The sequence below is a fragment of the Agrobacterium sp. CNPSo 2736 genome (genome assembly GCF_004005385.1).
GTDB classification, from domain to species: domain Bacteria; phylum Pseudomonadota; class Alphaproteobacteria; order Rhizobiales; family Rhizobiaceae; genus Agrobacterium; species Agrobacterium leguminum.
The window spans coordinates 357,077-381,833 of the sequence record NZ_RZTX01000004.1 but is presented as its reverse complement, the minus strand read 5'-3'; the positions used below and the strand labels follow the sequence as shown (position 1 = coordinate 381,833).

Annotated in this window: 23 protein-coding genes and 1 riboswitch; of the genes, 14 read left to right on the top strand and 9 right to left on the bottom strand. The window is 59.5% G+C overall.

The annotated features are described in order from the left end of the window. Window positions 1-440 precede the first annotated feature (440 nt). The 5 genes from EM858_RS10130 to EM858_RS10110 all read left to right on the top strand — a co-directional run bounded on the left by EM858_RS10130 (window position 441) and on the right by EM858_RS10110 (window position 8,193). The gene (locus EM858_RS10130; RefSeq protein WP_127756607.1) at window positions 441-1,391 is read left to right on the top strand and encodes a phosphoribosylaminoimidazolesuccinocarboxamide synthase; all 951 of its coding nucleotides are present in this window, start codon (window positions 441-443) and stop codon (window positions 1,389-1,391) included. Window positions 1,392-1,393: 2 nt separating this feature from the next. After that, window positions 1,394-2,053 (top strand): TetR/AcrR family transcriptional regulator, encoded by a 660-nt coding sequence (locus EM858_RS10125; RefSeq protein ID WP_080815791.1) that lies wholly within the window; start codon window positions 1,394-1,396, stop codon window positions 2,051-2,053. 199 nt (window positions 2,054-2,252) lie between these two features. Then, window positions 2,253-3,455, top strand: a complete 1,203-nt coding sequence (locus EM858_RS10120; protein WP_080815787.1) for an efflux RND transporter periplasmic adaptor subunit — start codon at window positions 2,253-2,255, stop codon at window positions 3,453-3,455. A 53-nt stretch (window positions 3,456-3,508) separates the two neighbouring features. Then, window positions 3,509-6,598: an efflux RND transporter permease subunit gene (locus tag EM858_RS10115; protein WP_080815784.1), complete on the top strand. Its 3,090-nt coding sequence runs from the start codon at window positions 3,509-3,511 to the stop codon at window positions 6,596-6,598. 149 nt (window positions 6,599-6,747) lie between these two features. Beyond that, window positions 6,748-8,193, top strand: coding sequence for an efflux transporter outer membrane subunit (locus EM858_RS10110; protein WP_080815782.1), 1,446 nt, complete (start codon window positions 6,748-6,750; stop codon window positions 8,191-8,193). Between the two features lie 111 nt (window positions 8,194-8,304). Here EM858_RS10110 and efp read toward each other — a convergent pair whose 3' ends face one another. Continuing rightward, window positions 8,305-8,874, bottom strand: coding sequence for an elongation factor P (gene efp, locus EM858_RS10105; protein WP_003521324.1), 570 nt, complete (start codon window positions 8,872-8,874; stop codon window positions 8,305-8,307). Window positions 8,875-9,125: 251 nt separating this feature from the next. Between efp and epmA the strand changes: the two genes are divergently transcribed. The 3 genes from epmA to EM858_RS10090 all read left to right on the top strand — a co-directional run bounded on the left by epmA (window position 9,126) and on the right by EM858_RS10090 (window position 11,821). After that, on the top strand, window positions 9,126-10,190 hold the full coding sequence (gene epmA / locus EM858_RS10100; protein ID WP_127756606.1) for an EF-P lysine aminoacylase EpmA: 1,065 nt from the start codon (window positions 9,126-9,128) through the stop codon (window positions 10,188-10,190). After that, window positions 10,187-11,251: a lysine-2,3-aminomutase-like protein gene (locus EM858_RS10095; RefSeq protein WP_127756605.1), complete on the top strand. Its 1,065-nt coding sequence runs from the start codon at window positions 10,187-10,189 to the stop codon at window positions 11,249-11,251. The genes epmA and EM858_RS10095 overlap by 4 nt, the downstream gene beginning before the upstream one ends. A 378-nt stretch (window positions 11,252-11,629) precedes the next feature. Next, the gene (locus EM858_RS10090) at window positions 11,630-11,821 is read left to right on the top strand and encodes a hypothetical protein (RefSeq protein WP_003492264.1); all 192 of its coding nucleotides are present in this window, start codon (window positions 11,630-11,632) and stop codon (window positions 11,819-11,821) included. A gap of 306 nt (window positions 11,822-12,127) precedes the next feature. Here EM858_RS10090 and EM858_RS10085 read toward each other — a convergent pair whose 3' ends face one another. Then, entirely contained in the window at window positions 12,128-12,364 is a 237-nt protein-coding gene (locus tag EM858_RS10085) for an Lrp/AsnC ligand binding domain-containing protein (RefSeq protein WP_003521320.1), read from the bottom strand. A 95-nt stretch (window positions 12,365-12,459) separates the two neighbouring features. Then, window positions 12,460-13,395 carry a LysR family transcriptional regulator gene (locus EM858_RS10080; protein WP_127756604.1) on the bottom strand — a complete coding sequence of 312 codons (936 nt, stop codon included), beginning with the start codon at window positions 13,393-13,395 and terminating at the stop codon, window positions 12,460-12,462. A 130-nt stretch (window positions 13,396-13,525) separates the two neighbouring features. Here EM858_RS10080 and EM858_RS10075 point away from each other — a divergent pair, with 130 nt between their 5' ends. The 4 genes from EM858_RS10075 (at window position 13,526) to modC (ending at window position 17,701) form a co-directional block, all read left to right on the top strand. Next, the gene (locus tag EM858_RS10075) at window positions 13,526-14,809 is read left to right on the top strand and encodes an FAD-binding oxidoreductase (RefSeq protein ID WP_127756603.1); all 1,284 of its coding nucleotides are present in this window, start codon (window positions 13,526-13,528) and stop codon (window positions 14,807-14,809) included. Window positions 14,810-15,076: 267 nt separating this feature from the next. After that, complete coding sequence (gene modA / locus EM858_RS10070; RefSeq protein ID WP_127756602.1) at window positions 15,077-15,868, top strand: molybdate ABC transporter substrate-binding protein; 792 nt, start codon at window positions 15,077-15,079, stop codon at window positions 15,866-15,868. A gap of 52 nt (window positions 15,869-15,920) precedes the next feature. Continuing rightward, a complete protein-coding gene (gene modB, locus EM858_RS10065; RefSeq protein ID WP_020813461.1) occupies window positions 15,921-16,628 on the top strand; it encodes a molybdate ABC transporter permease subunit in 708 nt (235 codons plus the stop codon). After that, window positions 16,625-17,701, top strand: coding sequence for a molybdenum ABC transporter ATP-binding protein (modC, locus tag EM858_RS10060; RefSeq protein ID WP_127756601.1), 1,077 nt, complete (start codon window positions 16,625-16,627; stop codon window positions 17,699-17,701). The genes modB and modC overlap by 4 nt, the downstream gene beginning before the upstream one ends. On the opposite strand, the gene EM858_RS10055 is transcribed toward modC, so the two are convergent. The 6 genes from EM858_RS10055 to thiC all read right to left on the bottom strand — a co-directional run bounded on the left by EM858_RS10055 (window position 17,670) and on the right by thiC (window position 22,935). After that, window positions 17,670-18,065, bottom strand: coding sequence for a winged helix-turn-helix domain-containing protein (locus EM858_RS10055; RefSeq protein WP_127756600.1), 396 nt, complete (start codon window positions 18,063-18,065; stop codon window positions 17,670-17,672). The genes modC and EM858_RS10055 overlap by 32 nt on opposite strands. A 3-nt stretch (window positions 18,066-18,068) precedes the next feature. Next, on the bottom strand, window positions 18,069-19,073 hold the full coding sequence (locus EM858_RS10050; protein WP_127756599.1) for a P1 family peptidase: 1,005 nt from the start codon (window positions 19,071-19,073) through the stop codon (window positions 18,069-18,071). An 88-nt stretch (window positions 19,074-19,161) separates the two neighbouring features. Then, window positions 19,162-19,935 carry a thiazole synthase gene (locus EM858_RS10045; RefSeq protein WP_127756598.1) on the bottom strand — a complete coding sequence of 258 codons (774 nt, stop codon included), beginning with the start codon at window positions 19,933-19,935 and terminating at the stop codon, window positions 19,162-19,164. Window positions 19,936-19,939: 4 nt separating this feature from the next. Beyond that, window positions 19,940-20,137 (bottom strand): sulfur carrier protein ThiS, encoded by a 198-nt coding sequence (thiS, locus tag EM858_RS10040; RefSeq protein ID WP_127756597.1) that lies wholly within the window; start codon window positions 20,135-20,137, stop codon window positions 19,940-19,942. After that, complete coding sequence (gene thiO / locus EM858_RS10035; protein ID WP_127756596.1) at window positions 20,106-21,110, bottom strand: glycine oxidase ThiO; 1,005 nt, start codon at window positions 21,108-21,110, stop codon at window positions 20,106-20,108. Before thiO ends, thiS begins: the two co-directional genes overlap by 32 nt. A 1-nt stretch (window position 21,111) precedes the next feature. Next, window positions 21,112-22,935, bottom strand: a complete 1,824-nt coding sequence (gene thiC, locus EM858_RS10030) for a phosphomethylpyrimidine synthase ThiC (protein ID WP_127756595.1) — start codon at window positions 22,933-22,935, stop codon at window positions 21,112-21,114. 94 nt (window positions 22,936-23,029) lie between these two features. Then, a riboswitch (TPP riboswitch) is annotated at window positions 23,030-23,141 on the bottom strand. A gap of 182 nt (window positions 23,142-23,323) precedes the next feature. Here thiC and EM858_RS10025 point away from each other — a divergent pair. Together EM858_RS10025 and EM858_RS10020 are read left to right on the top strand one after the other, a co-directional pair. Beyond that, complete coding sequence (locus EM858_RS10025) at window positions 23,324-23,575, top strand: acyl carrier protein (RefSeq protein WP_003521307.1); 252 nt, start codon at window positions 23,324-23,326, stop codon at window positions 23,573-23,575. Next, window positions 23,575-24,756, top strand: a complete 1,182-nt coding sequence (locus EM858_RS10020; RefSeq protein ID WP_059759982.1) for an acyl-CoA dehydrogenase family protein — start codon at window positions 23,575-23,577, stop codon at window positions 24,754-24,756. Before EM858_RS10025 ends, EM858_RS10020 begins: the two co-directional genes overlap by 1 nt. Window position 24,757: the final 1 nt, after the last annotated feature.

Sequence of the window (24,757 nt, the reverse complement as noted above, 5' to 3'; positions counted from 1 at the left end):
CAGACCCCGCAAGCTTCGCCGCCCACGTTTCTCTTTCTTCTCATATTCAATTGTCAAATAACAGACCGCCCAAAGCAGTCACAAAATCAATCGCCCCAAAGCCATAAGCCCCGAAACCCAACAAGCAATCCGCTCATCAACTTGATTTCTTGAGAACGAAAGTCGCCGTCGCCAGCAGCGCCGCCGCCCTCGTTCAGTGAGCGGACTTATAAATCCACACCCTCAAACAAGTCAACACGCACATCGTCAAAAAACTGACATTTTTATCAACTTATTGATTTTATTATGGAGTTTCGTGGTTTTAACGAGAACCAGAGAAAAGAGCGGCCTTCATGTCGCGACTGGCCCTGTTCCAGGAAACATGCAATAGGAACGGACGAGAGTTTCAGAAGACCTGAGGCGCCTAACGCCTCTTTATAAAGCCAAGAATTGGAGAGCCCGTGCGCATTCTCGATGAAGCCGTCATTTCCGAGCTGCCGAATTATTACCGTGGCAAGGTGCGGGAAAACTACGATCTGCCCGACGGCAACCGCATCATCATATCGACCGATCGCCTGAGCGCCTTTGATCGTATCCTCACCTGCATACCTTATAAGGGACAGGTATTGACCCAGACGGCACGCTACTGGTTCGAACAAACGAAGGATATTTGTCCGAACCACGTCGTGAGCTATCCCGACCCCAATGTCGTCATCGGCAAGCGACTGGACATATTGCCGGTCGAGGTGGTGGTTCGCGGTTATCTGGCCGGTACCACCGGCACGTCGATCCTGACCCTTTATAAGAAGGGTGAGCGGCAGATGTACGGCATGAGCCTGCCGGACGGGATGAAAGACAACCAGATTCTGCCCGAACCGGTGATCACACCGACGAGCAAGGCCTTCGATGGCGGCCATGACGAACCGCTGACGCCGGCCGAGATCGTGGAGAAGAAACTGCTGACGCAGGAGCAATGGGACACGCTTTCCCGTTACGCGCTTGCGCTGTTCAAGCGCGGGCAGGAAATCGCCGCAAAGCAGGGTCTCATTCTCGTCGACACGAAATATGAATTCGGGACGGATGAAAACGGCACCATCATCCTGGCCGACGAGATCCACACGCCCGATAGCAGCCGCTACTGGATGGCCGACAGTTATGACCAAAGCTTCCGCAACGGAACACGGCCTGCAAGCTTCGACAAGGATTTCGTGAGAGCCTGGGTCGCCGAACGCTGCGACCCTTATAAGGACGACGTTCCCGAAATTCCGCAGGACCTCGTCTTGCAGACTTCGAAGGTCTATATTGATGCTTACGAGCGCATCACCGGACAGAGCTTCGTTCCCGACGATAGCGGCGAGACGCCGCTTGCAAGAATACGCCGGAACCTGGAGCCGTTCTTCCCCGGAGTCTGACCGTGAGCAAAACGATCGAACAGGCGAGAAAGGACGACAGGAAGAGTGACCGTCCTGTCAGGCGCCGGCCTCGCCGTTCCGCCGAGGAAACGCGGCGGGACATTCTCGCCAAAGCAGAAGAGCTTTTCCGGGAGCGCGGTTTCAATGCGGTGGCGATTGCCGATATCGCCGCGGCGCTCGGCATGTCTCCCGCCAACGTCTTCAAGAATTTCAGCTCGAAGAACGCGCTCGTCGATGCGATCGCCTTCGAGCAGATCGGCGCATTCGAACGGGACATCCAGCCGCTGGATAAAAGCCACGCGCCGCTTTCGAGACTGCGCCACCTCGCCCGTACCCTGATGGAACAGCACCACCAGGATCTAAACGACAATCCTTACATATTCGAAATGATCCTGATGACGGCAAAGCAGGACATGAAGTGCGGCGACTATTATAAAGCGGTCATCGCCAACCTGCTCGCCGACATTATCCGCGACGGTATCGATGCGCGAATCTACGCGCCGGCCGAGATTTCTCCCCTCGCCGAAACCGTGCTCCACGCGCTGACCAGCGTGATTCATCCCGTCCTCATTGCCCGGGAAGATATCGGCAATTTAGCAACACGTTGCGATCAACTCGTCGATTTAATCGACGCGGGATTGCGCAATCCGCTTGCTAAGTGACGATTCCCAATTTACGTCACCTTCTCGCAATTGCTTGCGAAGCGCAAAAGCCTGCGCTTCTATGCGCGTGGCGGTCCGGACAGAATGAGCGAATCAGGTCCCTTCCAAGGCCTTCGCCTGTCGTGTCTGTTTCCGGACGCGCATCCGCCGAGCGACATTGCGCTTATAGTTGAATGCGATCGATACGCAGGGAAGAACAATGAGCCGACGTATTTTACCCCTATTTGCTTCTCTGTGTGTAACCGCGCTTCTGGCGGGTTGCAGCGATGGCGGCGAGAGCAGCCAGAACGCCGCCCAGAGCGCCGAGCGTCCGCCGTCTCCGGTCAGCATCATCCTGATGAAGACCAGCGAATATCCCTTGACCACCGTTCTGCCCGGCCGCGCCAGCGCGTTCCAGACAGCGGAAATCCGCCCGCGCGTCACTGGCATCATCCGTGAAATTCCCTTCAAGGAAGGCAGTGAGGTCAAGCAGGGCGATGTTCTCTACCAGATCGAGGACAATACCTATCTGGCGGAGGTAGCACAGGCCAAGGCAAGCGTGGCGAAAGCGGAAGCAAGCATTCCGAGCGCCCAGGCGAACCTTGCCCGTTACGAACGTCTGGTCAACAGCGGCGCAACGCAGATCGAATATGAAAACGCCAAGGTGACGCTGCTGCAGGCGCAAGCCGATGTGGCCCAGACCAAGGCGGCGCTGGAAACGGCGGAAATCAACCTCGACCTCACCAAGGTCCGCGCACCCTTCGACGGCATCACCAGCGCAACCGCCTTCAGCATCGGCAACGTGGTGACGGCCAACCAGACGACGGCTTTGACGACGCTGCGCCGCATCGATCCGATCTATATCGACCTGATGGAATCCAGCATCAATCTTCTGCGTCTGAAAAAGGCGATCTCGTCAGGCCAGCTCGGCGGCGATACGAAGGAGACCGGCATTCACCTGACGCTGGAAGACGGCACGGAATACAAGCATGACGGCAAGATCGACATGTCGGACATGGCCGTGAGCGAAACCACGGGCACCTTCTCCATCCGCGCCCTCTTCGAAAACCCGGACGATCTTCTGCTTCCCGGCACCTATGTCCGCGCCACGCTGACCATCGGCAAGGAAAAAGGCTTCCGCATTCCGCAGCGCGCCGCGAGCCGGAACGCCAATGGCGAACTGACCGCGAAATTCGTGACGGCGGAAAACAAGGTGGAAACCCGCACCTTCCCGTCCAGCCAGCAGTCGGGCAATGCCTGGCTGGTGACGGAAAACGTCAAGGATGGCGACAAGCTCATCGTCGACGGCTTCCAGTGGATTGCCGACGGTGCGACGGTCGCACCCGTTGAAGTGACCATCGACGATCGCGGTATCGTCGTTCTGCCGCAGCAAGCTCAGCCTGCCGCCGCCCCCTCGAAATAAGCATGAGCACGAAACCCTCGGTCGAAGCTCGTAAAAGGTAAGGCAGGACTGCCATGGCCCATTTCTTCATCCGGCGCCCCGTGTTTGCATGGGTTATCGCCATCGTCATCATGCTGGGCGGCGCATTGGCGATCGCGACGCTCTCCATCTCGCAATATCCCGATATTGCGCCGACGACGGTGCGTGTCAGCGCAACCTATAATGGCGCGAGCGCCGAGACAGTCGAAAAATCGGTGACGACCATCATCGAGGACGGCATGACCGGCCTTGATGACCTCACCTATATGACCTCGTCGTCCTCGACGGGCAGCGCCGAAGTGACGCTGACCTTCGGCAATACCATCCTGCCGGACATCGCGCAGGTTCAGGTGCAGAACAAGCTGCAGCTTGTCCAGTCGCAACTGCCTGACACCGTGCAGCAACAAGGTCTTCAGGTCAGCCGATCCACATCCAGTATTCTGATGGTTGGCGCGCTGATCTCAACCGACGGCAAGCGCAACTCCGCCGATCTCGGCGACGTGTTCTCCTCGCGTGTCGAAGACCAGATCAAGCGCCTCGAAGGCGTGGGCAGCATCAACGTCTTCGGTTCCGAATATGCGATGCGCATCTGGCTGGATCCGTTCAAGCTCAACAAGTACCAACTGACCACGGCCGACGTGACCAGCGCCATCGAAAGCCAGAACACCCAGGTTTCGGTCGGTTCGCTCGGCGCGGTGCCCGCCGTCAAGGGTCAGCAGCTCAACGTGACGGTGACGGCGCAGAGCCAGCTCACCACCGTCGCCGATTTCGAATCGGTCATCCTGAAAGTCGAGAAGGATGGTGCAACCGTTCGCCTCAGCGATGTAGCCCGCATTGAAATCGGCCAGGAAACCTATGGCGGCGATTCCCGTTCAAACGGCCGTCCTTCGGCCGGTTTCGCGGTCAATCTTGCCACGGGCGCCAACGCGCTCGACACGGCAGCGCGCGTAAAGTCGGCGCTTTCCGCTGTCGAAGGTTCGCTGCCCGAGGGTGTTTCGATCGAATATCCCTACGACACGACACCCTTCGTGCAATTGTCGATTGAGAAAGTGGTGCACACGCTGATCGAGGCTATCATCCTCGTCTTCGTCGTGCTTCTGGTGTTCCTGCAAAACCTCAGGGCAACCTTCATTCCGATGATCGCGGTTCCCGTCGTGCTTCTCGGCACCTTCGGCATCCTTGCGCTGACAGGATATTCCATCAACACGCTCACCATGTTCGCCATGGTTCTGGCCATCGGCCTTCTCGTTGACGACGCCATCGTCGTTGTCGAAAACGTCGAACGAATCATGTCGGAAGAGGGCCTGTCGCCGGTCGAGGCGACCGAAAAGTCGATGGGCGAGATCACCGGTGCTATCATCGGCATCGCGCTCGTGTTGACCGCCGTGTTCATTCCAATGGCCTTCTTCGGTGGATCGACGGGCATCATCTACCGTCAGTTCTCGGTCACCATCGTTTCGGCCATGCTGCTTTCGGCAGTGGTCGCCATCGTTCTGACGCCGGCGCTCTGCGCCACGATGCTGAAGCCGATCGACCATCACAAGAAGCAGCGCGGACCGGGCGCCTGGTTCAACCGCGGCTTCGGCAAGACGACGGATGGTTATGTTTCCTCCATCGGCTACCTGCTGAAACGGCCCCTCCGCGTAATGATTATTTTCGCGATCGTGATCGGCGGCTGCGCCTGGTTCTTCAGCAAGCTGCCCAGCTCGTTCCTGCCACAGGAAGACCAGGGCGTGCTGTTGACGATCATCCAGACGCCGACCGGCTCGAACATCGAGCGCACCAACGAGGTGGTGAAGCAGGTCGAAAGCTACTTCCGTGAAAAGGAAGCCGCCAATGTCGAATCGGTTTTCGGCGTTCTCGGCTTCAGCTTCAGCGGTTCGGGCCAGAACAACGCCATCGTCTTCACCAAGCTCAAGGATTTCGCCGAGAGAACGGCCCCCGACCAACACGCCGGCGCCATCGTGCAGCGTGCGATGGGCACCTTCTTCGGGTTCCGCGATGCTCAGGTGTTCCCGCTTCTGCCGCCGGCAATTCAGGGCATGGGCACATCGAGCGGTTTCTCGATGTATCTCGTGGATAGCGGCCGCAACGGCACCGAGGCACTGACCGCCACGTCCAAGGAACTGATCGCGCTGGCGACCAGCAATCCGAAGGTCAGCTCGCTCAGAAGCGACAGCCAGGACAACGAAACGCAGATGAAGATCATTCTCGATCAGGAAAAGATGGGAGCCATGGGGGTCGATCTCTCCTCCGTGAACCTCATGCTGTCGACGATCTTTGCCGGCCGGGATGTCAACGACTTCACGCTGAACGGCGAGCTCAAGCCCGTTTATGTTCAGGGTGATGCGCCCTACCGCATGCAGCCGGACGACCTGAAGTTCTGGTATGCCCGCAATACCAGCGGCGAAATGGTGCCTTTCTCTTCCTTCAGCGAAGTGAAATGGATCAATGCTCCGCCGTCTCTCGCCCGCTTCAACGGCACGGGCGCCATCTCGCTCGAAGGTACCGCCGGCGCAGGCGTCGCGTCCGGTGACGCCATGGACGAGATGGAACGGCTGACGGCAAGTCTGCCGGGCGGTTACACCGTGGCATGGCAGGGCATCTCCTATCAGGAGCGGCTTTCGGGTTCACAGGCGCCGATGCTCTATGCGCTGTCGGTGCTGATCGTCTTCCTTTGCCTTGCCGCCCTTTATGAAAGCTGGTCGATCCCATTCTCGGTCATCATGGCCGTGCCGGTGGGCGTTCTCGGCGCATTGACCGCGGCGCATTTCTTCGGCCAGTCGAACGACGTCTACTTCAAGGTGGGCCTGCTGACGACCATCGGCCTTGCGGCGAAAAACGCGATTCTGATCGTCGAATTCGCCAAGGAAAGGCAGGAGCATGGACTGAGCCTGATGGAAGCGACGCTGGAAGCGGCAAAGCTGCGCCTGCGTCCGATCATCATGACGTCGCTGGCCTTCATCCTGGGTGTCGTGCCTCTCGCCATCGCAACCGGAGCGGGTTCAGCCGCGCAAAATGCAATCGGTATCGGGGTGCTGGGTGGTATGCTTTCTGCAACACTGCTCGGAATTTTCTTCGTTCCGTCCTTTTTCGTCATCATTCGTCGCCTTTCAAGGCGTTAACAAAACAAAAATGGGCTGTGCCAACCGTTAATACGCTGCTAGAAATGTTGCCGATTTAGCAAATGCACGTTTCTACGGCATATCGACCGCGCAGCCCATTTGTCAGCAAGCCGCGCTCGGTAAGCCAACCAGAGAATTGGGAAAATTACATGCTGTCTATTCGCGCTACTCTTCCCCTGACAATGCTGCTGCTCTCAGGCTGTGTTGTCGGGCCCGACCACAAGACGCCGGAAATTCAATTGCCGGGAAAGTTTGCGGAAGCCGGAAAAACCAGTAATGGCGACATCAGCAGCGTTGCGTGGTGGACAGCCTTTAACGATAGCCGCCTCAATGGTTACGTTTCCACTGGCCTGAGCCAGAACCTGACCGTGATGCAGGCGATCGAGCGCATCAATCAGGCGGAAGCCCAGGTCATCTCGGCCGGCGCGGGCGGTCTGCCGAGCCTGACGGCAAACGGCAGCCACACCACCAGCCAGACCAAGGGCAGCTACCGTGATGTTCCCGTCACCAACGTGTCGTCGGGCAGTCTCAGCGTCTCCTGGCTGCTCGATCTCTTCGGCCGCTATCGCCGCGCCACGGAAAGCGCCAATGCATCGCTCGATGCCGCTTACTCCACCGTCGATGTTCAGCGCCTGACACTGATTTCCTCGGTCGCCGCAGCCTATATCGATGTGCGTTATTATCAGGAGCGCCTGGCGATTGCCCGTCAGAACCTCAGCTCCCGCCGCGAAACGCTGGACCTGACCAAGCTGCAGCTTGAAGCAGGCGCGGCCTCCCGCCTCGATGTCGTCCAGTCCGAAGGTCTGGTCAACTCGACGCTGTCCGACATTCCGGGCCTCGAAACCAACTTCCGCAAGGCGGCGCATCGCATCGCCACGCTTCTCGGCCTGCCGGCCTCGTCTCTCATTTCGGAATTGCAGAAGGGCGCACGCCAGCCGGTTGCCCGCAGCATTCCGCGCACCGGCATTCCGGCCGATCTCATCCGCAACCGTCCGGACATTCGTGTCGCCGAACGTAATCTCGCCGCCGCAGTTGCCTCAATCGGTGTCGCGGAAGCGCAGCTTTATCCGAGCATCGAGCTCGGCGGCTCGATCACGCCAAGCTATAATTTCCTGAGCGGCGGCGGCAGGGGAACGGCCAATAGCTGGTCCTTCGGTCCGAGCCTCGTTCTGCCGATCCTCGATGGCGGCAGCATCCGCGCCAATATCGATCTGGCCAATTCCCAGGCGCGTGAGGAATATCTCGTCTGGAAGCAGACGGTGCTGACCGCTGTGGAAGAAGTCGAAAACGCTCTGGCCGCCGTCACCCGCGATCAGCGTACGGCCGATGCATTGCGCAAGACCGTGGCGTCCTATCAGGAAGCGTTGCAGCTTTCGACGGCCAGCTACCGCGACGGCGCCTCCTCGCTGCTCGACGTTCTCGACGCGCAGCGCCAGGTTTCCACCGCACAGGCGAGCCTTGCACAGGCTGTACAGCAGACCGCGCAGGACTATGTGTCGCTGAACGTGGCGCTTGGCGGCGGTTACGCCGTTGGCCAGACCACGGCTCCGAAGAAGGCGCCCGGCCCGACCCGGACCGCGGCAAAGGCCATGTAAGACACGCCGCAAGGCAAAGAAAAAGCCCGCGTCTCGACGCGGGCTTTTTGTTATTCATGACACAAAAAAAGCACCGGTCTCCCGGTGCTTTTGTCTAACTGGCCGTCAGGCTCAGTTCTTGGCGCGCTCGACGTAGGAATTGTCTTCCGTCGCGATGACCACGCGGATACCGGCATCGATATGCGGCGGCACCATGGTGCGGATGCCGTTGGAAAGAATAGCCGGCTTGTAGGAAGAAGACGCCGTCTGGCCCTTAACGACCGGTTCGGTTTCCGTGATTTCCAGCGTGACGTGGCGCGGCAGTTCGACAGCCAGCGGATTGCCTTCATGAATGGAAAGAATGCAGGTCATGCCTTCCTGCAGATAGGCCTTCTGATCGCCCATCGTCTCAGTGTCGACCACGACCTGGTCGTAGTTCTCCGGGTTCATGAAGTGGAAGCCTTCGCCATCTTCATAAAGGAACTGGAAGTTCAGGTCTTCAACGAAGGCGCGCTCGACCTGCTCGGTGGTGCGCCAGCGCTCGGAGACCTTCACGCCGTCAACGATGCGGCGCATGTCCACCTGCGTGACCGGCGTGCCCTTGCCGGGGTGAAAGTTCTGCGCGGTAAGAACGACGTAAAGCTTGCCGTCCACGTCGAGAACATTGCCCTTGCGGACGGATGAGGCGATAACCTTGACCATATGACTTCCTTGTAACTCGATGAAATGCGTCGTAAAGGACTGCGCGGCAGCACCGACCCCGGCAGACGTTTTGTCTTTTTTCTGGGGCGCAACTACCTTAAATCCGCACGAATTGCCAGCCTTCTACAGCAATTCGCGGAAGAGTGCCTAGCGGTTTTCCGCCCGGAATAGCTTTAAATGACGCGATCAGGCGTTTTGCGGGCCGTTTATCCGCAATTGAGCGCCGCAGAGAAGACGGAAAAGAACAGAGAATGCGCGCAAGCAACGAGACAATGTCGCCATGGTGGACGCCGGACGTCCACGCCGACCGCCGCGCATTTCTCATTGGGCGCAATGCGATCCAGTCGGCTTTTCGCGGCTACTTCGCCAGCGCCGATTTTCTTGAGGTCGACACTGCTGCATTGCAGATTTCCCCCGGTAATGAGGCGCATCTGCATGCTTTCGCCACACAGGGCCTGACGCCGGCCGGCGACGCCGTGCCGCTTTATCTCCACACCTCGCCTGAGTTCGCCTGCAAGAAGCTGCTCGCCGCCGGCGAAAAACGCATCACCTGTTTTGCCCATGTTTACCGAAACCGGGAACGAGGCCCCCTGCATCATCCGGAATTTACCATGCTGGAATGGTACCGGGTCGGCGAAACCTATGAGAGCCTGATGAAGGACAGCGCCAATCTTCTGGCACTGGCAGCCGAAACCACAAAGACGAAGAATTTCACCTATCGCGGCCGCAGCGTTGATCCCTTCCTCGAGCCGGAGCGGATAAGCGTCGCCGAAGCATTCGAGCGCTATGCCGGCGTCGACCTGCTGGCCACCATCAGCCAAAACGGCGAAACCGACGCTCGCCATCTTGCGGCGAACCTGACTAATGCCGGCATCCGCGTGGCCGATGACGATACCTGGGCAGACATGTTCAGCCGCGTCATCGTGGAGCGGGTGGAGCCGGAACTGGGTTTCGACAGGGCGACAATTCTCGATGAATATCCGACCTGTGAGGCGGCCCTTGCCCGCAAGTCACCCAAGGATGCGCGGGTGGCGGAGCGTTTCGAGCTTTATGCCTGCGGCGTTGAACTCGCCAATGCCTTCGGCGAATTGACCGACGCCGCCGAGCAGAGGCGACGTTTCGAAATGGAAATGGCCGAGAAGCAGCGGGTTTACGGCGAAACCTATCCGCTGGACGAGGATTTTCTGGCCGCGCTGGCAATCATGCCGCCGGCAAGCGGCATAGCGCTCGGTTTCGACCGGCTGGTGATGCTGGCAACCGGCGCACCCCGTATCGATCTCGTCATGTGGGCCCCAGTTGCGGAATATGGACGATGACAGGGCTCGAGACCATCAAGACAGCCGAGGCACTTCTCGAAGCGGGGCTTATCGAAGCCGAAGCGCTCGAGACGCTGCGCGCGGTGACGCAGCGTTACGCGCTCGCCATCACGCCATCGATTGCCGGGCTGATCGACAGCCGCGACCCGCAGGATCCCATCGCCCGGCAATTTGTACCGGATCCGGCCGAACTCGTTCATCTTCCTGAAGAACGGGACGATCCGATTGGCGACGACGCGCATAGCCCCGTCCACGGCATCGTCCACCGTTATCCCGACCGGGTGCTTTTAAAGGCAGTGCATGTCTGCCCCGTCTATTGCCGCTTCTGTTTCCGCCGGGAGATGGTCGGACCGCAGGGCAACGGCATGATGAGCCCGGCGGAACTGGACGCCGCATTCGGCTATATAAAGGCCAATCCCGCCATCTGGGAGGTCATCCTGACCGGTGGCGATCCGCTGGTGCTTTCCCCACGGCGCTTGTCCGACCTGATGACGCGCCTGAGAGACATACCGCATGTGAAGATTGTCCGCTTCCATACCCGTGTGCCGGTAGTCGATCCCGACCGTATCGACGCGGCGCTGATCGATGCGCTGAAGGCCAGCGGCAAAACCACCTATGTGGCCCTGCACGCGAATCATTCCCGTGAACTCAGCGAAGCCGCAAGGCAGGCTTCGGCGCGCCTGATCGATGCCGGCATCGCCATGGTCAGCCAGACGGTCCTTTTGAAAGGCGTCAATGACGACCCGGCGGTTCTTGCCGAGCTGATGCGCGCCTTTGTCGAGACCCGTATCAAGCCATATTATCTGCATCATCCCGATCTTGCGCCCGGCACCAGCCATTTCCGGCTGACGATAGAAGAGGGGCAGCGAATCGTTTCCGCTTTGCGGGGGCATGTCTCCGGCCTTTGCCAGCCGACCTATGTTCTCGACATTCCCGGCGGCCACGGCAAAGCGGCAATTGGCAGAAATGCGGCCGAAAAAACCCGCGATGGCTGTTATTCCGTTTCCGATTTCAACGGAAACGATCATATTTACCCACCGCCAGCCACCAACGGCGATTAAAAAATACATAAAAAGCCTGCTAGAGCGGGCTTTTCGCGGCGGCGACCAACGAAAACAAAAATTTCACATTTCCGCCCCTCTCCTGTCATCATAAAGAAAAATATTCTACCTATAACAATCAGCATTGATTTTAGTGCTGGTCTGGATTATCAGTGTGGAACTGGAGAACGAGTCTCCTGATTCCGGGCCAACACCAATACAGGGAGTGTGTCATGTCAAAACATATCAACATCAACGCAATCCTTGGTTTTGAGTCCTGGAACGCTGGATTTAAATCCACGTGTTCCCGCTGCTGTCGAATGTGACTTAACGGTCTCAATTTCCTGAAAATCAGTTCGACAACATGCTGTGTGAAGTAGCCACAGCGGGAGTATATCTATGCAGAAGCAAGTTATTGAATTCGCTGGCGAACCCGTCGGCATCGTCATCCCGGATAATGACCGGTTGAAGTTCATCGCGGTGAAGTTCCACGTTCACGACCTGGACGAACAGAAGTTCGACAGCGCCGATGACGTGCGGATTGCCATCCGCGATCTCGTGCGCAACCGGAACCTGGCCGCGGTCGCCTGATGCGGGAAAACTTTCGCCCGCTCACAGAACCGTCAAAACCAGAGCGCGCCAAATATCGGACCCCGAACAGCGGCCCGATGGCGCGCTCTTCTCTTGCATGTCTTGCACGATAATCCGGCTGCCTGCATCGCGCAGGCCGTAGATCGCCGAACCGCTCTGAAGAATAGAGCACGGAAGCGCCCCACCCGCTTCCCATCGTCAGACAGAAAACATTCCAGCAGAATCGAAGTGGCGCATGGCCCCCTGTAAAATGGCACTCGTCGGGCCTTACCCCGCCGCCATACATGTATCTTCAGATAGGCTGCATCAAAACGCAGTGAAGGTCAGCGTCGTCAGCGAACGCACGATTCCCGGAATATTGACGATGTTCTGGTTGATGAACTTGCCGATATCTTCTTCCTGCGGCAGGTAGATTTTCAGCAGCAGATCATATTCACCGCTGGTGGAATAAAGCTCGGAAACCAGTTCCGTCTTATAGATGGCGTCGGCGACATCATAGGTCTTGCCGGGCTCACATTGAAGCTGAACGAAAATGGGCTTCACGGACATCTCCCGTATTTGAACTTTCGGTGCATGGCTGCTCGCGCCACGCGTCATGGCGCACTATTGGCTGAGCAGCGTCCGTCTTGCAAGGCCGCTTACCGGTTTACGCCGAAAACTCCCCCGGTCCTGCCGTTCGCGCCGGTTGCGGCCTCGGAAACGATCCACCGCCGGAAACTATCGAGCGGCGCATAACCGGCGCGATCCGGCATGCAGGCGAGGTAATAGGCTTCCTCGCTCTCCACTTCCCCCGCAACAGCCGCGACCAGACGACCGCTTCGCAACTCCTCCTCGATCATGAAAGAAGGAATGAGCGAGGCTCCAACCCCGGCGCTCGCCGCCTCGGCAATCGTCGTGAACTGATCGAAAAGCATACCATGCACATTGTCGAAACTGACGCCATGGCTGCGAAACCATTGCTCCCAGGCATCCGGCCGTGTTGTCATGTGCAGCAACGGGACACGCAGCAGATCGTCCGGGTTTGAAAGTCCGTGTCGCGCCTTGAAGGCGGGGTTGCATACCGGAATGACCTTTTCATGCATCAGGAAAACCAGCTCGGTGCCCGGCCAATGCGGCAATCCGAAATGGATCGCCGCATCGACTGTATCGGTGCGGAAATCGAACAGCGACGACCGCGTCAAAAGATTGACCGAAATACCGGGGTGTCTGGCGATGAAATCGGGAAGGCGCGGCACGAGCCAGCGCGTACCGAAGCTCGGCAGAACGCCGAGGTTGAGCGTGCCGCCATCCGGATTGGCGCGCAGATTGAGCGAGGCCGTCGATATGCGCCGCAACGCCTCGCGGATTTCCCGCGCATAGCCCTCCCCCGCCCTTGTCAGCCGGATCGTCTGCCGCTCGCGCAGGAACAGCGCCACGCCAAGCTGCTCTTCGAGCGCCAGGATTTGGCGGCTGACCGCACCCTGCGTCAACCCCAGTTCCCGCGCCGCAGCGGTGACGCTGCCCGTCCGGGAAGCAGCTTCGAAAGCCGCCAGCAGCGAAAGCGACGGCAGAAAACGGCGTGGCGGCAGGACCATATTCCCTCACGGAATGAACTCTTGACGATATGTCGATATTCAACAGGCAAGACCGCTTGTAAAGTCTTATAGACAAGGGCTTGTCACTCATACGAAGAACAAATGAACTGGCCCGGAACATGGTGGAACGATGTATAATGACCCCCGCTCGCACGGCCTCTGGGAAAAGACCGCGCCGCAGCCGCCCGTAACGCCCGCCTTGCAGGGCGCAGCAATTGCTGATGTCATCGTCGTCGGAGGTGGCTTCACCGGCCAGTCCGCCGCCCTTCATCTTGCAGAACGCGGTGCGGATGTCGTTCTTCTCGAAGCAAGGCAAATCGGCTTCGGCGGCGCAGGCCGCAATGTCGGCCTCATCAATGGCGGCATGTGGGTCATGCCGAAGGAGCTGCCCGGCGTGCTGGGCGAGGTTTACGGCGAACGCCTACTCGATCTTCTGGGCAATGCCCCACTTCTCGTGCGTGAACTGGTGGAAAAACACGCAATTCCCTGCGAGATCGAAAAAAACGGCACGCTCCATTGCGCCGTCGGAGAAAAAGGGCTCGCCGAAATCCGTGAGCGCTGCGAACAATGGGCGGAGAGAGGCGCACCCGTCCGCATCCTCGATGCCGAAGAGACAGCGAGACGTACCGGCAGTACGGGCTATTCCGGTGCGCTTCTGGATACACGCGCCGGCACGATACAGCCGCTTGCCTATGTTCGAGGCCTTGCCGCAGCCGCCCAGAAAGCGGGCGTGCGCCTGCATACCGAAAGCCCCGTGGTAGCAACCGAACGCAGCAACGGAAAATGGGTGGTGAAGACGCCGCAAGGGTCTGTAACCGCCAACTGGATCGTTGTGGCCACCGAAGCCTATAGCACCGGCCCATGGCAGATCGTTCGCGATGAACAGGTCTACCTGCCCTATTTCAATTTCGCGACCAGACCGCTCGGCGACAATCTGCAAAAGAGCATCCTGCCCGGCCGTGAAGGCTGCTGGGATACGAAGGAGATTCTCTCATCCTTCCGCATGGACAAAGCCGGCCGGCTGGTCTTCGGCAGCGTCGGTGCCCTGCGTGGCACCGGGGCGGCCATTCATCGTGCCTGGGCGAAGCGCTCGCTGAAGCGGCTTTTCCCGCAACTTGGCGATACAGAGTTCGAATGTGAATGGTTCGGCCAAATCGGCATGACGGACAATGCCGTTCCACGGTTTCACAAATTCGCTGAAAATGTTGTCGGCTTTTCAGGTTATAACGGCCGCGGCATCGCGCCGGGTACGGCCTTCGGCAAGGTCATTGCGCAGCATATTCTCGGAGAGATTACTGAAGCCGAATTGCCGCTGCCTTTGACGGAACCGAAAGCGCAGTCTTTCCGGGCGGTGAAGGAAGCCTATTACGAGGCAGGCGCACAGATCGCCCATTTCGCGGGCGAGCGTTTTTGATCCGGACACGGAGCCGCTTCAAGGGAACGACATCATCCTCGGTCTTGTCCCAAGGATCTAATCACATTCAATATAATTGAGACGTTGCAGATGCGCGGGAAGCCCGAGCATGACGAGGAGAGCCTTTCGCGCTTAACCACCCTTCTACACAGACACCCCCGCAGCCTCTTTTCCTCATCCCATCGATATATCCTTGAAAATATAATGATTGCCCTATAGGCCTATCGATATATTCACCAGAATATCTCGAAACGGGGGTAACAGACCATGAGACTTTTGCGTCGCAGCTTCTTCAAAACCATTGCCGCAGCCACATCCTTCTGGATGGCGGCCTCATTCGCAGCCGTTCCGGCCCATGCAGCCGAAAAAGTCACGGTGTTTGCCGCCGCGAGCATGAAAAACGCGCTCGATGCCCTCAACGCCGAATGGGCGAAGGAAAGCGGTAACGAAGCAACCGTTTCTTATGCAGCAAGCTCGGCGCTGGCCAAGCAGATCGAGCAGGGCGCACCGGCGGATATCTTCGTTTCGGCCGACCTTGCATGGATGGACTATGTCGCCGAAAAAAAGCTGATCAAAGCTGACAGCCGCTCCAATCTTCTCGGCAACCGCATCGTTCTCGTCGCTCCCGCAGACAAGGCAAAGCCGGTCGAGATCAAGCAGGGCTTCGATCTTGCCGCTCTGGTGGGCGATGGCCGTCTGGCCATGGGTGCGGTCGATTCCGTGCCGGCGGGCAAATACGGCAAGGCCGCTCTGGAAAAGCTCGGGGTCTGGTCCTCCGTCGAACAGAAGGTCGCCGGCGCGGAGAGCGTGCGTGCGGCCCTGCTGCTCGTCTCGCGCGGCGAAGCACCCTATGGCATCGTCTACCAGACCGACGCCGCCGCCGATCCGGGTGTGAAGATCGTCGGCACCTTCCCGGAAGACAGCCATCCGCCGATCATCTACCCGGTGGCCATTCTTTCGGAAGCCAAGTCCCCGGCAGCAAAAGCCTATCTCGATTTCCTGAAATCGGCCAAGGCAACGCCCTTCTTCGAAAAGCAAGGCTTTACCGTTTTGAAATAAACTGCCTTTCGTGGCCCCCACGTATGGCCGCGAGAGATGACGATTGCAGGATATGGCATTGCATTGGTGGACACTCAGCCCTGAAGAATGGACGGCGATCAGGCTCAGCCTGTGGGTGTCGTCCATCGCCATGCTTGCCAGCCTGCCTTTCGGCATTCTGGTCGCCGTGGCGCTGGCGCGCGGCCGCTTCTGGGGCAAGTCTCTCCTCAATGGCATCGTCCACCTGCCGCTCATCCTGCCGCCCGTCGTCACCGGCTTTCTGCTGCTCGTCCTGTTCGGCCGCAGGGGCGCGATCGGGCAATTTCTCGATAGCTGGTTCGGCATCGTCTTTTCCTTCCGCTGGACCGGGGCGGCGCTCGCCTGCGCCGTCATGGCCTTTCCGCTGATGGTGCGTTCCATCCGTCTCTCCATAGAAGCGGTGGACCGCAAGCTGGAAGAAGCCGCGGGAACCTTGGGCGCAAGCCCGTTCTGGGTGTTCCTCACCGTCACCCTGCCCTTGACCCTGCCCGGCATCATCGCCGGCATGATCCTGGCTTTCGCCAAGGCCATGGGCGAATTCGGCGCGACCATCACCTTCGTGTCCAATATTCCCGGCGAGACCCAGACTTTGTCCGCCGCCATCTATACCTTCACCCAGGTTCCGGGCGGCGATGCCGGCGCCTTGCGGCTAACCATTGTCTCCGTCGTGATTTCCATGCTCGCTTTGCTCGTCTCGGAGTTTCTGGCCCGCATCGTCGGCAAACGGGTAAGCATGGAATGACGCTTTCGGTCGCCACCCGCCATCGCCTGGGTTCTTTCGAACTCGATGCGTCATTCACCTCCGAAGGCGGCGTCACCGCGCTGTTCGGACGCTCCGGCTCCGGCAAAACCTCGATGATCCGCATCATAGCAGGCCTGTTGCGGCCGGATGAGGGACAGGTTTTGCTCGATGGCGAAGTGCTGGCCGATAGTGGAACACGGCTGTTCCTGCCGGCTCATAAACGCCGCTTCGGTTATGTTTTTCAGGAAGCGCGGCTCTTCCCGCATCTCAGCGTGGCGCAGAACCTGCATTACGGCCGCTGGTTCGCCGTGAACAAAACCGGGAGCGCGAATGAAGACCGCATCGTTGACATGCTCGGCATCGGCCATCTCCTGCAGCGCCGGCCGGACAAGCTTTCCGGCGGCGAAAAACAGCGTGTCGCGATTGGCCGCGCGCTCCTCTCATCACCCAGGCTGCTGCTGATGGACGAGCCGCTCGCCTCGCTCGATGAGGAGCGAAAAGCCGGAATCATTCCCTATCTCGAACGGCTGCGCGACGAGACGAAAATCCCGATCGTCTATGTCAGCCATGCTATTCAGGAGGTCGCCCGCCTCGCCGACCGTATCGTGGTGATGAAGGACGGCAAGGTGGAAGCGCAGGGAAAAGCGGCCGACGTGCTTTCCAGACCGGATTTCAGCGCGCATCTCGAACGACGCGAAGCGGGCAGCATTCTTTCCGGGCACATTGAAAGCTTTGATGAGCGACATGGCCTTGCCGCCGTAAGGCTGAAAACCATGCTGCTGCATGTTCCGGCAAAAAGGGGAGCGGCCGGCAGCCCGGCGCGGGTGCTCATACCGGCGCGCGATGTGATACTGGCAGCCGTAAAGCCCGAAGGCTTAAGCGCGCTCAACATTCTTGAGGGCCATATCGCGACTGTTTCTGCCAGCGAAGACGGCATGGTCACGGTTCATGTGGATTGCGGCGGCGACATCATCCAGTCGCGCATCACCGATCTGTCACGCGAGAGGCTGCAGCTGGAGCCCGGAAAACCGGTGCACGCGATCATAAAGTCGGCGGCTCTCGATCCTTATTGAGGGCCGCATCGGGATTGCGGTTGGCCTCCAGCCAGTCGATATCCGCGCGCAAGGCCTCGTTCATCCGTTTTTCCATGCCGCGATAACGCTCCAGCACCTCAGTGCCAAAAGCGGTCAGCGCCGCACCGCCGCCCTGTTTGCCGCCGCGCTGCGATTCAATGACCGGTTGCCTGAACATATGGTTCAGCGCATCCACCAGCAGCCATGCGCGGCGATAGGACATGTCCATCGCCCGCCCGGCGGCGGAGATGGAGCCGGTCTCGACAATCAACTCCATCAATTCGATCTTGCCATGACCGAGACGTTCTTCGGGCGGAAAGTCGATACGAAGAACAGGCTTCAGTGGAGAAGGGGCCTCACTCATCGTTCAAAGGCTCCGTCCATGAAGATCGCGATAGGCTTTTTGCGCTCCATCCACCGGCAAGGCCGTCGCCTCATAGACGCCACGTGCGACCGCGCGCGTCATCACCATGGTCGCCAGATGGCAAAGTTCGGCGAAATGAACACCGCCCTCAAGCGGCTTTTCACCGGTCGAGGCCGCGAACATGGTGTCGCCGTCGCTTGGCAGATGGGCGGGCAGAACGGCGCGCGCCAGCCCGTCATGCGCCATGATGGAAAGGCGATGCGCCTGCGCCTTGGTGAGTACGGCATCCGTCACCACCGCACCGATGGTCGTTGCCGTGAGATTGACCCCCTTGAGGCGCAGCGCGGTATGATCCGGCTCGAAACGGTCAGGAAAACCGCAATCGCCATATTCACCCTGCACTTCAAACGGCGCGGACCAGAAATGGCGGCTCGTTCCAACAGTTGCCGAGCCGAGCGCATTGACGGCAACGATGGCCGCCACCTTATAACCGCTGGAACTGACGGCGCTTGCCGAACCGAGCCCGCCCTTGAAGGTCGCGGTCGTCGCCCCCGTTCCCGCACCGGCCGTTCCAAGTTCGAAAGGCTCCGCACGCGCCGCCTTGAAGGCCGCATATCCCATCTCGCGATAGGGCGAATGCAGCCCCCAATCCTTGTCGCCGCCATTCAGCAGATCCATGAGGATCGCCTGCGGCACGATGGGAACGCGGGTGGAACCCACCTGCAGGCCGCGTCCGATTTCGCGCAGCCCGGCCTGAACGCCGCCCGCCGCATCCAGCCCGAAGGCAGAACCGCCCGACAGCACGAAGGCATCCACCGTTTCCACCGTCATCGCGGGGTCGAGCAGGCCGGTATCGCGCCCGCCCGGCGCACCACCCAAAACAGAACCGGAAGCGATGGCGGGCTTTTCGAAAACAATCGCCGTAACACCGGAGCCGAGGGCAAGATCAGTGACATTGCCGACCGAAACGCCGCCGATATCCGTCAGAAGATTGGTGAGTGCCGCCATGCCGTTTCCCTTTTCTCCCGGTATCCCGCCACCATCAGGCACTGTCAACGCAAAACGTGACGTGCCTGATGTCGACGACAAGCCGCGATCAGGAAAAAACAGCCGTTCCGATCACAGGCGTCGAGGGAACGGCCATATCCCTCGGCTCCAGCGGCCCGCAGAGATATGCCTGATGGCCGGCTTCTATCGCCCGAGCGAAAGCCTCCGCCATGCCGACCGGGTCTCCCGCGCCCGCCACCGCCGTGTTGAGCAGAACGGCATCGTAACCGAGCTCCATCACCGTGACCGCATGCGACGGGCGGCCGATACCGGCATCGACAATCAGCGGCACATCCGGGAAACGCGCCCGCATGGATTTCAGCGCCGTCAGATTGAGCGGTCCCATGGCGCTGCCGATTGGCGCGCACCAGGGCATCAGCACCTTGCAGCCTGCCTCCAGCAGCTTCTCGGCGACGACCAGATCGTCAGTCGTATAGGGAAAGACCTCGAAACCATCGTCGCAGAGGATTTTCGCCGCCTCGACAAGTGCGAAGACATCGGGCTGCAGCGTATCGTGATGACCGATGACCTCCAGCTTGATCCAGTTAGTGCGAAACACATCGCGGGCCATCTTTGCCGTCAGAACCGCTTCCTTGACCGTGTGGCAACCGGCGGTATTGGGCAGAATCTGGCGATCCAGCTCGCGGATAAGCTCGAAAAACTGACCGCCCTTCTTGCCACCCGCCGTTTCCCGGCGCAGTGAAATCGTCAGAATATCCGTGTTGCTCACCCGCACGGCATCGGCAAGCACGGCGGGGGACGGATAGCGCGCCGTGCCGAGCAGGAGACGGGACGAGACCTCGCGGCCATAAAGCGTCAGCATTGTTTCAGCCTCCCTGCATCGGTGAGAGGATTTCGATACGGTCGAAAGCCTTCAGCTTATAATCGGCGCGCTCTTCCGAATGCACCAGATCGCCATTCACCGCCGTCGCCAGCCACTCACCCTCGTATTCGAGGCTGGCGAGCAGGCCGGCCAGCGTCTCGGCGACGAGATCAAGCTCGTCGCCATTCACCAGAAGTTTCATGATCCCATTCCTTTTGAGAGAGAGTTTGGCAGACGATTTCAGCCGCCTGCCGCGCCATCGCCGGCGACAGCAGAAAGCCGTGCCGGTGCGCACCGTTGATGAAAATTGTCCGGCCATCCTGCGTGACCTTCGGCAGATTGTCGGGATAGGCGGGGCGCACGCCGGTGCCTGTCTCGATGATTTCCGCTTCCGCGAAAGCCGGATGCACGGCATAGGCGGCATTCAGGAACTCCATCATCGAGCGGGCGGAAATGGCGCCCGCATCTTCCGTCTCGATCATCGTCGCGCCCACCATGAAACGGCCGGGCTCGCGCGGCACGATGTAAAGCGGAATACGCGGATGCAACAGCCGGACGGGGCGAGACAGGGAAACCTCCCGCGTGGCGAGATAGAGCATCTCTCCCCGCACACCGCGAAGATCGGAAATCCCGCCGATTGCCGCAGAACCAGTGCAATCCACCACCCGGTCGAACGGCTCTTCATTCAGCGGGATACCCATATGGAAACGCACACCAATGGTGCAAAGCCGTTCATGCAGCGATTTCAATGCAAGACGCGGATCGAGATGCCCCTCACCCGGAAAATAAAGCCCGGATCGGAATCGCCCGGCAAGATCTGGCTCCAGCGCGGCGATTTCGCCCTCATCCACCCAGCGATAACCGTCGGTTCGCGATGCGAAACGCGAAAGCTCCGCCTTATCGCGGGCCGGCGCAACCACCAGCGTGCCTTCGCGGATGACAAGGCCGGGGGTTGCTTCATCCCACCAGTCGAGCGCCGCCTGACCGAGCGTCAGAACCGCCGCTTCAGCGCTTTCACGCTCGCACCAGGGCGCCAGCATGCCGCCCGCATACCAGGATGCGCCGCGAGAGGGTTCGGCATTGCGCTCGCAAACCTCAACGGTAATGCCGGTCCGCGCCAGTTCGAAGGCTGCCGTCAGACCGGCGACCCCCGTTCCCTTGACCAGAACGCGCATGCTATTCGGCATCCGCAGTGGTCGCGAGCGGCATGTAAAGCTCACCGCCTTCCTTGAAGCGTGCGGCCATGGCCTCCAGCCCCTCCTTCTGCGCCTCGGCGCGGATATCGTGGGAAATCCGCATCGAGCAGAATTTCGGCCCGCACATGGAGCAGAAATGCGCGACCTTGTGCGCTTCCTTCGGCAAGGTCTCGTCATGGAAGGAGCGCGCCGTATCCGGGTCCAGCGACAGGTTGAACTGATCCTCCCAGCGGAACTCGAACCGCGCGCGCGACAGCGCATCGTCCCGCACCTGCGCGGCCGGATGGCCCTTGGCAAGATCGGCAGCGTGGGCAGCGATCTTGTAGGTGATGACGCCGACCTTCACGTCGTTGCGATCCGGCAGGCCGAGATGTTCCTTGGGCGTGACGTAGCAGAGCATCGCGGTGCCGAACCAGCCGATCATCGCCGCACCGATGCCGGAGGTGATGTGGTCGTAACCCGGCGCGATATCGGTGGTGAGCGGCCCGAGCGTATAGAAGGGCGCCTCACCGCAGGTCTTCAACTGCTTGTCCATGTTTTCCTTGATCTTGTGCATCGGCACATGGCCGGGGCCTTCGATCATCACCTGGCAGTCCTTCGCCCAGGCGATCTGCGTCAACTCACCGAGCGTCTCCAGCTCCGCGAATTGTGCGGCGTCATTGGCGTCGGCAATCGAGCCGGGACGCAAGCCATCGCCCAGCGAGAAGGAGACGTCGTAAGCGCGGCAAATGTCGCAAATCTCGTCGAAATGCTCATAGAGGAAGCTTTCCTTGTGGTGATGCAGACACCACTTGGCCATGATCGAGCCGCCGCGCGAGACGATGCCGGTGACGCGGTTGACGGTGAGCGGGATGTAATGCAGCCGCACGCCGGCATGGATGGTGAAATAATCCACACCCTGCTCCGCCTGTTCGATCAGCGTATCGCGGAACACTTCCCAATTGAGGTCTTCGGCAATGCCGTTGACCTTCTCGAGAGCCTGATAAAGCGGCACCGTGCCGATCGGCACCGGCGAATTGCGGATGATCCATTCGCGGATATTGTGGATGTTGCGACCGGTAGACAGGTCCATGACGGTATCCGCACCCCAGCGGATCGCCCAGACCATCTTCTCCACCTCTTCCGCCATGGAGGAGGTGACGGCGGAATTGCCGATATTGGCATTGATCTTGACGAGAAAATTGCGGCCGATGATCATCGGCTCGAGTTCCGGATGATTAATATTGGCAGGGATGATGGCGCGGCCCGACGCCACTTCCTGACGCACGAATTCCGCCGTGACATAGTCCGGAATAAGCGCCCCGAAACTCTCGCCGTCACGCGCCAGCTTTTCCCTGGCCGCCTCGCGCCCGAGATTTTCGCGGATGGCGATGAATTCCATTTCCGGTGTGATGATGCCGGCCCGCGCATAGGCAAGCTGGGTCACGGCTTTACCGGCCGTGGCTCTGAGCGGCTGGTGGCGTACGGAAAATTCGGGCGTCAGGCGCTCGCCGGTGGCAAAGCCGTTATCCTCCGGCTTGACGTGCCGGCCGTCATAGGCCTCGACGTCGCCGCGGGCCACGATCCAGTCATGACGCAGACGCGGCAGACCCTTTTCAATCAGAACAGGATGCGAGGGATCGGTATAGGGACCGGAAGAATCGTAAACCGTCACCGGCGGTTCACCCGCCGTCGGATGAACGGCGATCTCGCGCATCGGCACGCGGATATGGGGATGTAAAGTCCCGGCTTTGTGGATTTTGGTAGAGGCGGCATGCGGCCCGGTGGTAACCGACAACGGGATATTCTTGGCAGCGATATTCATCTTGAGGCTCCAAAGTTTGACAGTGGAGACCCAGTTCGAGCCGGAATGATGGAAAATACCGCAGCGCCGACAGCGCAATGCACACGCCAGCCGACCTTCGGTCTTTGCACCGTCCCTACGCCAGTATGAACTGGATCAGGTTCAACGGGTCACTGCGCATGAAAGCAGAATCTCAGCCCCTTGACGGGACACCCCTGGTGAATGGCCACAGCAAAAAACACCGACCGGCATTTGTCAAGGCCGACGATCCATGCTTGGCAAAGGTGCGGGAATGGCGCATGCTGCCGTTAGTTGTAATTAACCTAACGGTTTAGGCGAATATTATCGTTTGCAACGTAACGATAAGCACAAACCATACTGATGTGAAATTTACGGGAGATACGTCGGAATGAACGCGACTATTCGTGAAATACTGGCCAAATTCGGCCAGCTTCCAACCCCTGTCGATACGATTGCAGATGAAGCCGATCTTTATGCGGCGGGCCTTTCTTCCTTTGCATCCGTGCAATTGATGCTCGGCATCGAAGAAGCATTCGATATCGAATTCCCCGACAATCTGCTGAACCGCAAGTCCTTTGCGAGCATCAGAGCCATTGAAGACACCGTTAAGCTCATTCTGGATGGTAAAGAGGCAGCCTGATGAACGTCACCGTAGCGCCGCAGGATGAAACGCTGTCCGCGCGCGCGGGCCGTGTCGCGGCAATTGCCGCCAAACACGCGGATGAGGTGGATGTCACCGGCCGATTCCCACAGGAAGCCGTTGATGCGCTGCGACAGGAACGCCTGCTCGGCATCCAGGTCCCCTCTTCGCTGGGCGGCGAAAGCGCTTCCTTACAGGAAATCGCCGATATCTGCGCCCGGCTCGGTCAGGCCTGTTCGGCAACCGCGATGATTTTCGCCATGCACCATATCAAGGCATCCAGCCTGGTGGAACACGGCGAGACGAGCGCATGGCATGCCGGCTTCATGAGCCGCATCGCCAGCGAACAGCTTCTGCTCGGCTCCGCCACCACCGAAGGCGGCATTGGCGGCAATCTGCGCAACTCCATCTGTGCAATCGAGGTCGAAGGCGATTTCTGCCGGCTGGAGAAGGACGCCACCGTCATTTCCTATGGCAGCAATGCCGATGCGATCCTCATCACCTCACGCGCCCACAAGGATGCCGCGCCCGCCGATCAGGTGATGACGGTCTTTCTGAAAAACCAGTACACGCTCGAGAAAACCCATGTATGGGATACGCTCGGCATGCGTGGCACCTGTTCGGATGGTTTCCTGTTCCGTGGCGAGGCGCCGGCGGCGCAGATATTCCCGAAACCCTTTGCCGAAATCGCCGCACAATCCATGCTTGCAAGCTCGCATCTCCTGTGGAGCGCCGTCTGGTACGGCATCGCCTCGGATGCCGTGCTGCGCGCCCAGTCTTTCGTCAGAGCCGCGGCGCGCAAATCGCCCGGCACCGCCCCTCCCGGCGCGATCCGCCTTGCCGAGGTCTCCACCAAGCTGCAGGTCGTGAAATCCAACATCATCGCCGGCATCAAGGCTTACGAGGACACCAAGAGCGACCCCGAAAAACTGATGTCCATGGCTTTTGCCGTCGCCATGAACAATGTGAAAATCTGCTCTTCGGAAACCATTCTCGAGATCATCGACCATGCCATGCTGGTCTGCGGCATCATGGGTTACAAGAACGGCACGCCCTACAGCCTCGGCCGGCACCTGCGTGACGCGCATTCCGCCCGCCTGATGATTTCCAACGACCGCATTCTCGGCAATTCCGCCAATCTCCTGCTGGTTCACAAGCAGGACACCAGCCTCTTGGGATAAG